This is a genomic window from Paraburkholderia guartelaensis, assembly GCF_004353905.1.
Classification (GTDB): Bacteria; Pseudomonadota; Gammaproteobacteria; order Burkholderiales; family Burkholderiaceae; genus Paraburkholderia; species Paraburkholderia guartelaensis.
This window is the reverse complement of sequence record NZ_SMOD01000029.1, coordinates 24,555-39,801: the sequence shown is the minus strand read 5'-3', so window position 1 is coordinate 39,801 and position 15,247 is coordinate 24,555. Positions and strand designations below refer to the sequence as shown.

General features: G+C 64.3%; 14 protein-coding genes. 2 read left to right on the top strand and 12 right to left on the bottom strand.

Annotation, left to right across the window (positions count from 1 at the left end; genetic code table 11):
- Positions 1-74: 74 nt before the first annotated feature.
- The 4 genes from E1N52_RS30190 to E1N52_RS30175 all read right to left on the bottom strand — a co-directional run bounded on the left by E1N52_RS30190 (position 75) and on the right by E1N52_RS30175 (position 4,206).
- Positions 75-893 (bottom strand): ABC transporter permease subunit, encoded by an 819-nt coding sequence (locus E1N52_RS30190; RefSeq protein WP_069265666.1) that lies wholly within the window; start codon positions 891-893, stop codon positions 75-77.
- Positions 890-1,825, bottom strand: a complete 936-nt coding sequence (locus E1N52_RS30185) for an ABC transporter permease subunit (RefSeq protein ID WP_133186746.1) — start codon at positions 1,823-1,825, stop codon at positions 890-892. Before E1N52_RS30185 ends, E1N52_RS30190 begins: the two co-directional genes overlap by 4 nt.
- The gene (locus E1N52_RS30180) at positions 1,822-2,982 is read right to left on the bottom strand and encodes an ABC transporter ATP-binding protein (RefSeq protein ID WP_133186744.1); all 1,161 of its coding nucleotides are present in this window, start codon (positions 2,980-2,982) and stop codon (positions 1,822-1,824) included. The genes E1N52_RS30185 and E1N52_RS30180 overlap by 4 nt, the downstream gene beginning before the upstream one ends.
- A gap of 123 nt (positions 2,983-3,105) precedes the next feature.
- Positions 3,106-4,206, bottom strand: coding sequence for a polyamine ABC transporter substrate-binding protein (locus tag E1N52_RS30175; protein ID WP_133186742.1), 1,101 nt, complete (start codon positions 4,204-4,206; stop codon positions 3,106-3,108).
- 466 nt (positions 4,207-4,672) lie between these two features.
- On the opposite strand from E1N52_RS30175, the gene E1N52_RS30170 reads away from it, so the two are divergent.
- A complete protein-coding gene (locus E1N52_RS30170) occupies positions 4,673-4,876 on the top strand; it encodes a DUF1289 domain-containing protein (RefSeq protein ID WP_133186740.1) in 204 nt (67 codons plus the stop codon).
- Between the two features lie 60 nt (positions 4,877-4,936).
- Here E1N52_RS30170 and E1N52_RS30165 read toward each other — a convergent pair whose 3' ends face one another.
- The 5 genes from E1N52_RS30165 to E1N52_RS30145 form a co-directional block, all read right to left on the bottom strand.
- Entirely contained in the window at positions 4,937-5,536 is a 600-nt protein-coding gene (locus E1N52_RS30165; RefSeq protein ID WP_246089271.1) for an OmpW/AlkL family protein, read from the bottom strand.
- A gap of 126 nt (positions 5,537-5,662) precedes the next feature.
- The gene (locus E1N52_RS30160; protein ID WP_133186736.1) at positions 5,663-6,853 is read right to left on the bottom strand and encodes an NAD(P)H-dependent flavin oxidoreductase; all 1,191 of its coding nucleotides are present in this window, start codon (positions 6,851-6,853) and stop codon (positions 5,663-5,665) included.
- A 165-nt stretch (positions 6,854-7,018) separates the two neighbouring features.
- Positions 7,019-8,452 (bottom strand): aldehyde dehydrogenase family protein, encoded by a 1,434-nt coding sequence (locus E1N52_RS30155; protein ID WP_133186734.1) that lies wholly within the window; start codon positions 8,450-8,452, stop codon positions 7,019-7,021.
- A gap of 277 nt (positions 8,453-8,729) precedes the next feature.
- On the bottom strand, positions 8,730-10,322 hold the full coding sequence (locus tag E1N52_RS30150; RefSeq protein WP_133186732.1) for an ABC-F family ATPase: 1,593 nt from the start codon (positions 10,320-10,322) through the stop codon (positions 8,730-8,732).
- Between the two features lie 198 nt (positions 10,323-10,520).
- Positions 10,521-11,426: an NAD(P)-dependent oxidoreductase gene (locus E1N52_RS30145; protein ID WP_133186730.1), complete on the bottom strand. Its 906-nt coding sequence runs from the start codon at positions 11,424-11,426 to the stop codon at positions 10,521-10,523.
- Between the two features lie 189 nt (positions 11,427-11,615).
- Here E1N52_RS30145 and E1N52_RS30140 point away from each other — a divergent pair, with 189 nt between their 5' ends.
- Entirely contained in the window at positions 11,616-11,825 is a 210-nt protein-coding gene (locus E1N52_RS30140) for a dodecin (RefSeq protein ID WP_133186728.1), read from the top strand.
- 150 nt (positions 11,826-11,975) lie between these two features.
- Here the strand turns inward: E1N52_RS30140 and E1N52_RS30135 are convergent, their stop codons facing one another.
- From E1N52_RS30135 to E1N52_RS30125, 3 genes are all read right to left on the bottom strand, one after another.
- A complete protein-coding gene (locus tag E1N52_RS30135) occupies positions 11,976-13,061 on the bottom strand; it encodes a BMP family ABC transporter substrate-binding protein (RefSeq protein ID WP_133186726.1) in 1,086 nt (361 codons plus the stop codon).
- Positions 13,062-13,138: 77 nt separating this feature from the next.
- Positions 13,139-14,068, bottom strand: coding sequence for an ABC transporter permease (locus E1N52_RS30130; protein WP_133186724.1), 930 nt, complete (start codon positions 14,066-14,068; stop codon positions 13,139-13,141).
- Positions 14,069-14,107: 39 nt separating this feature from the next.
- Positions 14,108-15,214 (bottom strand): ABC transporter permease, encoded by a 1,107-nt coding sequence (locus tag E1N52_RS30125; RefSeq protein ID WP_133186722.1) that lies wholly within the window; start codon positions 15,212-15,214, stop codon positions 14,108-14,110.
- Between the last annotated feature and the right edge of the window lie 33 nt (positions 15,215-15,247).

Genomic DNA, 15,247 nt, shown 5'->3' with positions numbered 1-15,247 from the left:
CGCAAAAGCAAACGGCGCGCGGACATCACTGCCCGCGCGCCGTTTTTTGCATGCGCTTCGAAGCGCGGCGCCGCTCAGACGGCCATCGCCATCCGCTTGCGCTCTGCGCGCTGCATGAAGTAGTTGCCGGCGATCACACCCACCGTCACGACCGCGATGAAGAGCGTCGCGAGCGCATTCATCTCCGGGTTCAGGCCGAGGCGCACGCGCGAAAACACCACGAGCGGCAACGTGGTCGAGCCCGGGCCCGAAAGGAACGCCGAGAGCACCAGATCGTCGATCGACAGCGTGAACGACAGCAGCCAGCCCGCCGCAAGCGCCTGCGAGATGAGCGGCAGCGTGATCTGGAAAAACACCTTGAAGGGCGTTGCGCCAAGGTCCAGCGCCGCTTCTTCGAGCGATGGGTTCAACTCGCGCACGCGCGACTGCACGATGATGGCGACGTACGAAATGCACAGCATGACGTGGCCGATCCAGATCGTGAACACGCCGCGACCCGCGGGCCAGCCGATCAGCTTGCCCATTTCCACGAACAGCAGCAGCAGCGAAATGCCCTGGATCACTTCGGGAATCACCAGCGGGGCGTTGATCATGCCCGAGAAGAGCGTGAAGCCGCGAAAGCGCCCCATGCGCGCGAGCACGAAGCCCGCCCACGTGCCGATGAACACCGAGGCGAACGCGGTCATCAGCGCAATGCGCAGCGAGAGCCATGCGGCCGTGATCAACTCGTCATCGGTGATGAGCGCCTGATACCAGCGCGTGGAAAAGCGCGTCCACACCGTCACGAGTTGCGACTCGTTGAACGAGTAGACGACGAGGCTCAGGATCGGAATGTAGAGGAACGCAAAGCCGAGGCCGAGCGCGATGAACTGCAGAACGCGATTCGGTTTCATTTGCCGCGGCCCTCCAGTTCCTTCGCCTGATAGTGCTGGAACAGCGCCATCGGCACGAGCAGCAGGAGCACCATCGCGCAGGTCACCGCGGAGGCCATCGGCCAGTCGGCATTGTCGAAGAACTCGTTCCACATGACGCGGCCGATCATCAGCGTGTTCGCGCCGCCGAGCAGCTCAGGAATCACGTACTCGCCCACCGCCGGAATGAACACGAGCAGGCAGCCGGCGATGATGCCGTTCTTCGAGAGCGGCAGCGTGATCTCCACGAACGCGCGCCATGGCTTCGCGCCCAGGTCGTAGGCGGCTTCGAGCAACGTGAGGTCCATCTTCACGAGGTGCGCGTAGAGCGGCATCACGAGAAACGGCAGATACGAATACACCATGCCGATATAGACGGCCGTGTTCGTGTGATAAAGCTCGATGGGCGAATGGATGATGCCGATCGACATCAGGAAATTGTTCAGCAGTCCGTTGTTCTTCAGGATGCCGATCCAAGCGTACACGCGGATCAGGAACGACGTCCAGAACGGCAGCATCACGGCCATCATGAGGATGTTGCGCGAGGCCGGATTCGAGCGCGCGATGTAGTACGCCATCGGATAGCCGATGATGAGGCATAGCAGCGTCGAAATTGCCGCCACGACCACCGAATTCACGTAAGTCGCGAAGTACAGGCTGTCCTGGAACAGGAACGCGTAGTGCGAAAAGTCGAGCGCGATATGCCAGACGCCATCCGCGAACGACGTCAGCTCCGTGTACGGAGGAATGCCGAGCTGCTGGTCGGCGAAGCTGATCTTCACCACCAGGATGAACGGCACGAGGAAGAACAGCAGCAACCAGATGAACGGGCCCGCCACGACGGCCGTGCGCCCGGTCAGATTGAAGCGCTTCGCCGGCCAGTTCAGGATGCTGCGGAAAGTCGTCGCGCTCATGACGTCAGCACCACACCGGCCGAGGCGCTCCAGCGCACGTAGACTTCGTCTTCCCAGGTGGGCGAGTCGATCTCGGAGAGCGCGAGGCTCGACATGTTCGCGATCACCGTCTTGCCCGAGTCGAGCTTGACGTGATAGAGCGAGTAGCCACCCATGTAGGCGATGTTCTTGACCACGCCCTTGCCCCAGTTGAACACGCCCTCGGGCGGCTTGCGTGTGAGCGAGATACGCTCCGGGCGCACCGAGATCGTCACCGGCATGCCGAGTGGCCCGGTGATGCCGTGGTTCACGTAGAGCCGCACCGGCAGCTCTGCGCACTCGACGAACACGTGGTCAGGCTCGTCCTCGACCACATTGCCATCGAAAAGATTGGTCGAGCCAATGAACTCCGCCGAGAAGCGGCTGTTCGGGAACTCGTAGACCTGGTTCGGCGTGCCGAGCTGGACGATCTCGCCTTCGCTCATCACGGCGAGGCGCCCCGCCATCGTCATCGCCTCTTCCTGGTCGTGCGTGACCATGATGCAGGTGACGCCTACCTTGTCGAGAATGTTGACGAGTTCGATTTGCGTGCGCTGGCGAATCTGCTTGTCGAGCGCCGACATCGGTTCGTCGAGCAGGAGCAGCTTCGGGCGCTTCACGAGCGAGCGCGCGAGCGCCACGCGCTGCTGCTGGCCGCCCGAGAGCTGGTGCGGCTTACGCTTGGCAAAGCGCGTCATCTGCACGAGTTCGAGCGCGTTGGCCACGCGGTCCTTGAGTTCGCCCTTCTTCACGCCTTCCTGGCGCAGCCCGAAGCCCACGTTCGACTCCACCGTCATGTGCGGAAAGAGCGCGTACGACTGGAACATCATGTTGACCGGGCGGCGGTACGGCGGCATCGCCGCGAGATCCTCGCCGTCGATCAGGATCTTGCCCGACGTCACGGATTCGAGGCCCGCGAGCATGCGCAGCAAGGTGGACTTGCCGCAGCCCGAGCTGCCGAGCAGCGCGAACAGCTCGCCCTTCTTCACCGACAGATTGACGCCCTTGACGGCTGCCGTCTCGCCGAACTTCTTGACGACATCGACGATCTGCACGAAGTTGTCCGCGGCCGAATCTGCCGCGGTGAAGCCCGAAGGCAGCGAGCCGGCGGATGCCGGCGCGCTCGACTGGTCACTCATGATTCTCTCTGCCCTGCCTGTTTCTGCGTGAATGCTGGACGGGGTTGACGAACAAAGCCCCCGGCATCGTGCCGAGGGCTCGGGGTAAAACGGGATCGAATTTCAACCGCGGCGGTGACCGCGTCAGCGGCCCGACTTGAACTCGGTCCACAGACGCGTCTGCAGGCGCTGGATCTCAGGCGGCAGCGGCTTGAGCAGGAACAGCGTCTTCAGGACTTCGGGCGGCGGGTACACGGCCGGGTCGTTGGCGATGTCCTTGTCCACGTACTTGCGTGCTTCCGCGTTCGCGCTCGGGTAGTAGACCGCGTTCGTGATCGCTGCGTGGACCTGCGGCGTCTCGATGTAGTTGATCCACTCGTGCGCGGCTTCCTTGTGCTGGGCATCCTTCGGGATGGTCATCACGTCAAACCAGATCGGCGCGCCGCCCTTCGGGATGTAGTACTCGATCTTGTAGGGCTTCTTCGCGTCGATGGCACGGTGCTTGGCGATCACGACGTCGCCCGACCAGCCGTACGCGAAGCAGATGTCGCCGCCCACGAGGTCGTTGATGTAGCCCGACGAGTTGAACTGCGTGATGTACGGGCGGATCTTCTTCATCATCGCGAGCGCGGCGCGATAGTCGTCCGGATTCGTCGAGAGCGGGTCCTTGCCGATGTAGTGCAGCGCGGCCGCGAACATCTGGTCCGGCGCGTCGAGCACGGACACGCCGCAGGCCTTCAGCTTCGAGATGTTCTCGGGCTTGAAGAGGATGTCCCAGTTGTCGAGCGGCACATTCTTGCCGAGGATCTGCTGCGCCTTCGTGACGTTATAGGCGAGACCCGTCGTGCCGTACGCCCAGGGCACCGCGTACTTGTTGCCCGGATCCGCGCCGGCGACGAGCGCCATCAGCTGCGGATCGAGATACTTGAGGTTGGGGATCTTCGACTTGTCGAGCGGCGCGAAAATGCCGGCGGCGATCTGCTTGCCCGCGTAATTGCTGGTCGGCACGACGATGTCGTAGCCCGAATTGCCAGCGAGCAGCTTGGCCTGGAGCGTGTCGTCGCTGTCGTAGTTGTCGTACTTGACCTGAACGCCGGTCTGCTTCGTGAAGTTCGGAATCGTGTCCTTGGCGATGTAATCGGACCAGTTGTACACGTTCAGCTGCGTGTCCTTCGCCACCGACGTCATCCACGGCGCCGCGCACAGTGCGAGCGCGGCCAGTTGCGCCACAACCCCTTTCTTCATCCCGTTCTCCGATCCTGACCGGCTCCGGCCGGCTGCCTGCCTCGCTTAGTGCCGTGCTTTGTGTCGCTTGTGCACGGCTCCCCTGACTTTCCCAAAACCTACCATCAAACCCGCCCGGCAAGAAATAAAACGCAGGCGTGTCGCGCAAACGGAACATGGGCCATGGAAACACGGCAAGCCGCGCGCGGACGGTAAATCGCGCGCAATTTTAGCCGTTTCACGGGCCGTGTCCACAAAAAACCGCTTCGGTGGCGCATGCGCGCTACGGCCTGCTGCCGCCAGGGCGCAGCGCCGCCCACCACCTTGCTATCGCCTTGCAATGGCCTGGCCGATTCATCTCGCATCGCGCGTCGCCGCGGCTCACCTGGAGGTGCGGGCGGCCGCCCCGCTCCGTATCGGTTAACATAGCGGCGTTTCGTACCGAAGCCGGCGCGCGCGACGCCCGGCCACGCCCCAAGGCTCTTCAATGGCATCCAATCTCCACGACCTCCCCGACAGCCCGTGCATCGGTGTGTGCTCGACACTCTTCGACGACGTCTGCAAAGGCTGCGGGCGCACCGCCGGGGAAGTCTCCAACTGGGTCTTTCTGAGCGACGAGGAAAAGCGCGCCGTGTGGGAGCGCATCGAGCGCGAAGGCACCGCCATGCGCTTCCAGAAAGACCGCGCCTGAACGCGGATAAAAAAACGCCGGGCACGCCGGCGTTCGAAAAAGCGGTGGTCAGGCGATCGATCAGAACTTCATGCCGACGCCCAGACCCACCACGAGCGGATCGATATGCAGCGTGCCGAGAGACGTGCCGCCCAGCGACGCGTCGGTGTGCATCCAGATCTTCTTGATATCCGCGTTCACGAAGATGCGCTTCGTCACCTGGAAGTCGATGCCGAACTGCAGCGCCGGACCCCAGCTGTGGTTGTCGATCGAAACCGATTGGCCGCCTGCGTGCAGACCGTTGTTGTAGAACAGCGTGTAGTTGATACCCGCGCCTACGTACGGCCGCACCCTGCCCGCGTTGTTGAAGTGATACTGCAGCAGCAGTGTTGGCGGCAGCACGCCCACGCCGCCCAGTGCACCGATGTTCGACGTCACCTGGTTGCGCGACGTGCCGAGAATCAACTCGACGCCGATGTTGTTGGTCGCCATGTAGGTAAAGTCGACCTCGGGCACGATGGCGTTGTTCACGTCCGCGCCAAGCGCGCCGAGCGTGCCGCTGCCGCGCGCGTCCGGCGCGATCTCGATCGCGCGCAGGCGCACCAGCCAGTCGCCTGCGTAAATGCCCGAGTCGGGAGAACCGGCCGCGCTGGCCGGCACTGCCAGGAAGGCCGCGCCCATGGTGAGCGCGGCAGTGGCTGCTGCCTTTCTAATTGCTTTATACATCGTTAATCCCCGTGTCTGTAGGTCTAGCCTTGAAGGCCTACAAATTGTCAGAGACGGGGTCTGGCGCCGTTTTGATACGTATCAAGCCAGCGCGAACGCCGCTCGTTGTGCGACCGCAGGTCGCGCAGCGCCGGTCAGCAGCAACTCCAGGAGGTCGCGGACGCTGCGGATCGCATTGCCGAACGGCAACGCTTCACGCCCGCGGAAGAACAAGCCGTTCGCGACGTCGCCACGCAACGCCGCGGCGAGCCGAGTATCGATGCAGAAGTGGCCGAACTTCTCGATGCCGTCGCGCAGCCCGCAGGCCGAAAGACATTCGAGACCGGTTGGGCAAGCAAGCTTGAGCGAGCCGATCTTGGCGCGAATACGCGACTCGTTGCGCAAGTAACGTTCAAGCCACGGCGTTTTCACCGCGCGTGCGGGCAGGCCCGTCACGCTCACGAACTCGACGATGTCTTCAGGCTTCGCTTCGGCGAGCACGCGCTTGAACTCGGGGTGCGCGTCGCCCTCCTCGGTCACCGCGAACGGCGTGCCGACCTGCACGCCGTTTGCACCCGCCTCGAGCCATTTGCGCACGGCCTCGTGGCTGTTGACGCCGCCCGCCACGACGAGCGGCACGTCGCGCCGCGAGATGCCGAGCGTGGCATAGACGCCTTCGAGTTCCTCGAATATCTTCGTGAAGGCGAAGCGCTCGTTGCCCATGTCGGCGATGTCGGTCACGCCGAGGTGGCCGCCCGCGTAGGCCGGATGCTCGATCACGATGGCGTCGGGCAGGCGGCCCTTCTTCATCCACTTCTTGAGCACGAGCGCGACGCCCCGTGCGTCCGACAGGATCGGGACGAGCGCGATATCCACGCCCGCCGTGAGATCGGGCAGATCGAGCGGCAGGCCCGCGCCCATGACGATCGCGTCGGCGCCATGCTCACAGGCGGCACGCACGTAGTCGGCATGGGCGTTCACCGCCTTCATGACGTTCACGGCGATCATGCCGTTGCCGCCTGCAAGCTTGCGTGCCGCCGCGATCTCGCGGCCAAGCGCGATGAGGTTCGCGCGAGCGAGCGTTTCGTGCCGCGGGTCCGCGCGGCACATGTCCATGAGATCGCTGTGATGGTGGCGCAGGTCGATGCTCGCGATAGTGCCGAGCGCACCTTCACGGGCGACACTGCCAGCAAGCCGGTGTGCGGATATGCCGACACCCATGCCGCCCTGCACGACGGGCAGGAGTTGACGACCGCGAATCTGGAGCGGAGCGAAGGAGTGTCCAGGAAACATGTTGTGCTCTGTCGATGACAAAGCGCTTATGGTCGCGCGTACCCCACATATGACATTGACATGCATCAAACAAAAACGCGGACTTCTGTAAAGAAGCCCGCGTTCATGACCTGCATCAACACGTCGCATTAAAAGATTTGCGATAGCGCGCGACGAGATGCCTCATCAGCCCTTCGGCACCTTGAACTGCATCGACTTGTATTCGAGGTATTCCTCGAGGCCGTACGCGCCGTTTTCGCGGCCGTGTCCCGACTGCTTGAAGCCGCCGAAGGGCGCGGCCATGTTCCAGGCGCCGCCGTTGATGTCGATCTGGCCTGTACGGATACGGCGCGCCACGCGCATCGCACGCTCGTCGCTGCCGGCCCAGACCGCGCCGCCGAGGCCATAGAGCGAGTCGTTGGCGATCGCGACGGCGTCGTCTTCGTCCTTCGCCGTGAGGATCGTCAGCACCGGGCCGAAGATCTCTTCCTGCGCGATGGCCGCGTCGCGCGGCACGCGGCCGAACACGGTCGGTTTCACGAAGAAGCCCTGCGTCACGCCTTCCGGCATGCCGGGGCCGCCCGTCACGAGCTCGGCGCCGTCGGCCATGCCGCGCTCGATGTAGTGCAGCACGCGCTCCTGCTGCACTTTCGAGGCGAGCGGGCCGAGCTTCGCTTTCTCGTCGCGCGGGTCGCCCACCTTGAACGCCTCGGCGGCCTGCTTCGCGAGGTCTCGCGCTTCTTCGTAACGCGACTCCGGCACGATCATGCGCGTGTGGGCCGAGCAGGTCTGCCCCGAGTTGAGGAAGCACGCGCCCACGGTGCCTTTCACGGCGGCCGCGAAGTCGGCGTCGTCGAGCACGACGGCGGCCGACTTGCCGCCCAGCTCCAGCGCAACGCGCTTGACCGTCGCTGACGCGACTTCCGACACGCGTTTGCCCGCACGCGTCGAGCCGGTGAACGACACCATGTCGACGTCCGGATGGCGCGCGAGCAGTTCGCCCACCACGGGACCGTAGCCCGTCACGAGATTGAACACGCCCGCGGGCAGGCCGGCTTCGTGGATGGCCTCGGCGAGGACGAACGCGTTGAGCGGCGCGACCTCCGAAGGCTTGAGCACGACGGTGCAGCCGGCGGCGAGCGCGGCGGCGACCTTGAGCGTGATCTGGTTGAGCGGATAGTTCCACGGCGTGATGGCCGCGACGACGCCCACCGGTTCGCGCACGACGAGCGAGTTGCCCACACGCTCCTCGTACTGGAACTCGCTTGCGAGCTGCGCGTAAGCGCCCCAGTTGTAGACGGGGCCGCCCACTTGAATGGCGCGCGCGAGCTTGAGCGGCATGCCAACTTCGCCTGCGATCAACTGCGCGAGTTCGTCGGTGCGAGCCTTGAGGTTGTCGGCGATTTTCTGCAGATACGCCCCGCGCTCGGCGGCGGGCGTCGCGGCCCAGCCATCGAAGGCTGCTCGCGCGGCGGCGACGGCCGCTTCGGCATCCGCTTCGATCCCCTCGGGGATGCGGCCCATCACCGCCTCGGTGCCCGAGTCGAACACGTCGATCGTGCCCTTGCCGTGCGGGGCGACCCACTGGCCGTTGATGTAGAACTGCGTGTAGTCGTTCATCTACCTGTCTCCTGTCTGTCGATGGCAGTTTGCGCTTCGGCTGTCGCCCGGAGTTAGTGCTTTAGCACTTACTCCGGGCTCATGCAGAGCACTTACTGCCATCCCATGCAAAGTTCCGTATGCGTTTGCGCTTTTCATCGCGGCGCTCGCCGCGGCGACATTGCATTCTAGCGTGGTTGACGCAAACGTAAAGCGAACCTGCAGCGGCCAAAAAACAAAACGGGCGACGCTCACGCGCCGCCCGTTTTCATTTCATGCTTCGATCAGCGACCGAAACTCACTGCAGCCCCTGGCTCACCAGGAAGTCTTCGTAGTTGCCGCTGTAGTCCTTGACCGTGCCATCGGTTTTCACCTCGATGATGCGGTTGGCCAGACCGTTCACGAACTCGCGGTCGTGCGACACGAAAACGAGCGTGCCTTCGAACTTTTCGAGCGCGATCTGCAGCGACTCGATCGACTCCATGTCCATGTGGTTCGTGGGCTCGTCCATGAGCAGCACGTTGTGGCGGCCGAGCATCAGCTTGCCCCAGATCATGCGACCCTTCTCGCCGCCCGACAGCACCTTCACCGACTTCCTGATGTCATCGGCATTGAAGAGCAGACGGCCCAGCGTGCCGCGCACCGACTGTTCGTCGTCGCCTTCCTGGCGGTACTGGTCGATCCAGTCCATCAGCGTCACGTCGGCCGGGAATTCTTCGTACGTGTCCTGCGGCATGTAGCCCACGTTCGCGTTCTCCGCCCACTTAACCGAGCCGTTATCGACGGCCAGGTTGCCGAGCAGCGAGCGCAGCAGCGTGGTCTTGCCCGCGCCGTTCTCGCCGATGATCGCGATGCGCTCGCCCGGCTGCACGCTGATGCTGAGCTTGTTGAAGATGCGGCGCTCGTACGTCTTCGTGATCTCTTCCGCGACCACGACGATGTTGTGCAGCTTCTTCTCGAACTCGAACCGGATGAACGGGTTCTGACGCGACGAGGGCTTGAAGTCCTCGATCTTGATCTTGTCGATCATCTTCAGGCGGCTGGTGGCCTGGCGTGCCTTCGACTTGTTCGCCGAGAAGCGGCGAACGAAGTCCTGCAGGTCGGCCACGCGCTCCTTCGCCTTCTGGTTTGCGGCCTGCTGACGCTCGCGCGCCTGCGTCGACGCCAGCATGTAGTCGTCGTAGTTGCCCGGCCAGACCTTCAGCGTGCCGTAGTCCATGTCCGCCATGTGCGTGCAGACCTGGTTCAGGAAGTGTCGATCGTGGGAGATGATGATCATGGTCGAGTTGTACTCGTTGAGCACGTCTTCGAGCCAGCGGATCGAGTTGATGTCGAGGTTGTTGGTCGGTTCGTCGAGCAGCAGCACGTCCGGCTTCGAGAACAGCGCCTGCGCGAGCAGCACGCGCAGCTTCCAGCCCGGCGCCACGCCGCTCATCGGGCCGTTGTGGAACTCCGTGCCGATGCCGATGCCGAGCAGCAGTTCGCCCGCGCGCGCTTCGGCCGTGTAGCCGTCGTACTCGGCGAACTTCGCTTCGAGTTCGGCGGCGTGCATGTAGTCGTCGTCGGTGGCTTCGGGGTTCGCGTAGATCGCGTCACGTTCGGTCATCGCAGCCCACATTTCGGTGTGGCCCATCATGACGACGTCGAGCACGCGCACGTCTTCATACGCGAACTGATCCTGGCGCAGCTTGCCCAGACGCACGTTCGGCTCGAGGATGACGTTGCCCGAACTCTGCTCGAGATCCCCACCGAGGATCTTCATGAACGTGGATTTGCCGCAACCGTTCGCGCCGATCAGGCCATAGCGGTTGCCTTCGCCGAATTTGACCGAGATGTTCTCGAACAAGGGCTTCGGCCCGAATTGCATGGTGATGTTGGCGGTAGAGAGCACAGCGCGTCCCGGAAAGTAGATCGACGAAAAACCTGTAATTTTAGCAGGTTATGCCACTTCGCGCGCGAGTTCCAGCCGCGCGGAGAGCCCTGCTCCGTGCAGCATGACACGGCAAGAAGTGAGCAATGTGAAGGCCGCCATGCGCGCCGGTTACAACGGGGCCGCATCGCCCGCGAGGCCTGCGGGTGCCTGATCAGGTCACGCTTCGCCGCTGCGCGGTGTCTGCAGCACGTCGATGAAGCCCGAAAAATCGACCTGCTCGAGGCCCATGGCTGCCGCGAGACGCAGCAATTGCTGGACCGTGCTCGAGACGGGCATAGGCGTGCCGGTCTGCGCGGCCGCAGCGGCGATCGTGTCCACATCTTTCTGGAACGTCTTGAGTGCGCCGATGGATTCGAGCCCGTCTTGCGTCATGCGCGGCACGAACGTGCGCAGCAACGTCGAATCGGCCCAGCCGCCCGCAAGCGCGTCGGGCAATTTCGCGGCGTCGATGCCGCTGCGCCGCGCGAGGCTCACCGCTTCGGCGATCGCCGCCACTGTCGCCGTGACGATGGCCTGGTTGCACAGCTTTGTGGTCTGACCCGCGCCCACGCCACCCATATGGGTCACGCGCGCCGCGTAGGCGCCGAGGATCGGCGTAACGGCTTCGACGTCGGCAGTTGCCCCGCCCGCCATGATCGCCAGCGTGCCGTTCTGCGCGCCCGCCACGCCGCCCGAAACCGGCGCGTCGACCCAACCCACGCCGAACGCCGCCGCGCGCTCTGCGAGCCTGCGCGTCGCGTCGGGAGGAATGCTCGAATGATCGACGATGCGGCGCACGCGCACGCGCACGCCTGCGCCGGGCGTACCGGCCAGGAGCCCGTGCTCGCCGAACACCACCTGCTCGACCGCTGCCGCATCGGCGACGCATAGCAACACCACGTCGGCCTCGCGCGCGAGTTCATCGGGCGTCGCAGCCACTTGCGCGCCGTCGGCGATCAGCGCCTGCGCCTTCGCCGGCGAGCGGTTCCACACGCGCACGGCGTGCCCGGCGCGCAGCAAACGACGAATCATCGGCGCGCCCATCAGCCCCGGTCCGCAAAAACCCAATACCTGCCCGCCCATTTTCTCCGTCTCCTGTCATTCGCCGTTGTGCATTCACGCCTGCAAAACGGGCACGTTGAATGCTCGTTTTCGCGCGAGGCGCCATGATAACTGGCGCCGGGCTTCTCTCATCTTTGCCCTTGCGCCCCGGTCCGTTACCTATACTCGATTGACGCGCCGACGCTGCGCGACCCACGAGGAGACACTGCCATGAACGACCACGTTTACAAGCAGATCGAACTTACCGGCTCGTCCAAGGTGTCCAGCGACGACGCCATTCGTTGCGCCATCGCGCGGGCGTCGAAGACCCTGCGCTTCCTGCACTGGTTCGAGGTCGTGGAAACGCGCGGCCTGATCGAAAACGATCAGGTCTCGCACTGGCAGGTCACGATCAAGGTCGGCATACGCATCGACGACTGACGCGGCGCTGCGTTGCGCTGCTAGAAAGTCGAACGGCTGCGCGCGCCTCTCAGCGCTACACGCAGCCGTTTCGCGTACGCACGTCTAAATCGTACGAAGAATGCACTCGCACCCGCGCCGTGCAGGACGGCGCGAGCGTCTGGCTCATGCTTATTTCGGCAGCGAGCCGTCCACGCCTTCGACGTACCAGTTCAGGCGTTGCAGTTCCGGGTCGGTCAGCGTCTTGCCGGCCGGAATCTTGACTGCGCCCGTCTGATCCTTGATCGGGCCCGTGAAGACGTCCCACTTGCCGCTCGCGATCTGTTCGCGCTTCGCGGCGACGGCCTTTTGCGCGTCGGCCGAAAGCTCGGACGTGTTGACGTCGCCGAGATCGACGGCCTTTTGCGGAATGCCCCACCACACGGGGTCGTTCTTCCATTTGCCATCGAGCACCTGCTGGATCGCCGCGACGTAGTACACGCCCCAGTTCGCCTCGACCGAGCCCAGGTGCGCGTGCGGGCCGAACTTCTTCATGTTCGAGTCCCAACCGAACGCGTGGACCTTCTTCTCTTCGGCGGTGGCGAGCGTCGCGCTCGAATCAGTGTTTTGCAGCAGCACGTCGGCGCCCTGGCCGATCAGCGTTTCAGCGGCCTGCTTCTCCTTGCCCGGATCGAACCAGCTGTTGATCCAGATGACCTTGGTATGCACCTTCGGATTCACCGAACGCGCGCCGAGCGTGTACGCGTTGATGTTGCGCACGACCTCGGGAATCGGCACCGAAGCGACGAAACCGAGCGTGTTGGTCTTCGTCGCGTAACCGGCCGCCACGCCCGCGAGATACGCGCCCTGATACATGCGCACGTCATAGGTGCCGAAGTTCGGCGCCTTCTTGTAGCCGGTGGCGTGCAGGAACACGGTGTCCGGGAAATCCTTCGCCACCTTGAGCTGGAAGTCCTGATAACCGAAGCTCGTGCCAAAGATGATCTTGTTGCCCTTGTTCGCGAGGTCGCGGAACACGCGCTCCGAGTCCGCCGATTCCGGCACGTTTTCCACGCGCGTGATCTTGATCTTGTTGCCGAACTTCTGCTCGGCGACCTTCGAGCCCTGATCGTGCGCGAAGGTCCAGCCGGCATCGCCCGGATTGCCGAGATAGACGAACGCGACACCCGGCACGTCGGCGGCGTGGGCCGCGGGCGCGAGGGCCGCCGTGCCGCACGTGGCGGCGACGGCGAAAGCGGTCAGGATGGTTTTTTTCATCGTGGATCTCCTGTCGTGAATTGGGAACTGCGAGCGTTCAAGGCGTGTTGATTAGTATTCCGTATAGATAGCCCCATCTAGGCGGCCCCAAAGAACGGCTTGCCGAGCGAAGCCGGCGCGTTCAGGCGGATCGTGTTCGGGTTGCGCGAGATGAGCACGAGCACGACGATCGTCGCGACGTACGGCAGCATGGCGAGGAACTGCGTGGGCACCGGCACGCCCACGGCCTGCGCATAGAACTGCGCGCCCGTGACCGCACCAAAGAGCAGCGCACCGATCAGAAGGCGGCCCGGGCGCCACGTCGCGAACACGACGAGCGCGAGCGCGATCCAGCCGCGCCCTGCCGTGATCTGCTCCTGCCACAGATGCAGCTGCACCACGGAGTAGTAGCTGCCAGCGAGGCCCGCCATCGCGCCGCCGAAGGCGGTCGCGCCATAGCGCACGCCGATCACGGGAAAGCCCACAGAATGCGCAACTTGCGGCGACTCGCCGACCGAGCGCAGCACGAGCCCGGCGCGCGTGCGATAGAGGAACCAGCCGACCACGGCGAACATGATGAACGCGAGGTAGTCGACAGGCGTGAGGCTGAAGAACGCCTGCCCGACCACGGGCAGTTGCGAGAGCCCCGGAATCGGCCATGCCGCGATGGTCGCCGAGGTGGCGGCCGAAGTGTACGGCTTGCCGACATATGCCGAGAGCCCGACGCCGAAGATCGTGAGCGAGAGGCCCGTTGCGACCTGGTTGGCGAGCATGGTGAGCACGAGAAAGCCGAACAGCAACGACATCGCAATGCCGGCGGCCATACCCGCGACGAGGCCGAGCCATGGGCTGCCGGTAATGGTCGTGACCGCGTAGCCCGTGACGGCGCCCATCAGCATCATGCCTTCCACGCCGAGGTTGAGCACGCCCGACTTCTCGGTGACGAGTTCGCCCACGCCCGCGAACATGAGCGGAATGGCGGCGGTAACGGCGCTCGAGGCGAGCGAGCTGGCTTGCTGGATATCCATGTCGTGTGGCCCGTTTGATTGTTCTCTGGATTGCGCTGGTCAGCTCGCAACCGCGACCGGATGACGGCGGCGCACGCGATAGTTCACGAAGAGGTCCGCGCCGAGCAGGCAGAACAGCAGCAGCCCCTGGAACACGCCGGAAAGCGCCTGCGGCAATTGCAGCGACGTCTGCACGGCTTCGCCGCCCAGGTAGAGCAGCGCCATCAAGAGGCCCGCGAGCACGATGCCGACCGGATGCAGACGCCCCACGAACACGACGATGATTGCCGTGAAGCCGTAGCCCGGCGACCACGTCGCTTGCAGCTGGCCAATGGGGCCGGCAATCTCGCCCATGCCCGCGAGCCCCGCGAGACCGCCGGAAAGCAGCAGCGAGGTCCAGATCGTCTTCTTCTCCGAGAAGCCCGCATAGCGCGCGGCGAGCGGCGCGAGCCCGCCCACGCTCATGCGATAGCCCGCGAAGCTGCGGCGCATGAAGAGCCACACGAGCGGAATGGCCGCGAGCGTCAGGAAGATCGATGCGTTCAGGCGCGTGCCGCGCAGCCAGTGGATGCGCCAGTCGCCGCCGAAGGTCGGATAGAGCGCGTCGCCGCTGAACATTTCGGAGAGCGGAAAGTTCATGCCCTGCGGGTCGCGCCACGGACCGCTGACGAGCCAGATCAGCAGCTGCGTGGCGACGTAGGTGAGCATCAGGCTCGTGAGGATCTCGTTGGTGTTGAAGTGGCTCTTGAGCCACGCGGGAATTGCCGCCCACGCCATGCCGCCCAGCACGCCCGCGAACATCATCAGGAAGAGGATCCACCAGCCCGTCGATTGGTCGAAATAGATCGCCACGCCGCTCGCCGCGATGCCGCCCACAACCATTTGCCCTTCCGCACCGATGTTCCACACGTTCGCGCGATACCCCGCCGCGAGACCGAGCGCGATCAGGCATAGCGGCGAGGCCTTGAGCAAGAGCTCGGACCAGCCGTTGACGCTCGACAGCGGTTCGATGAAGAACGCGTGCATCGCCTGCAAGGGATCGCGGCCCACGAGGCCAAAGATCAGGAAGCCGATGGCGAGCGTGAGCAGCGCCGCAATGAGCGGCACGGCGATGCGCACCGTGCGCGACGGCGTCGTGCGGGCTTCGAGTCGGTACGGGAAGATCATGGTCGTGAAGTCGGTGGTCGGTCTCGGGTGGTC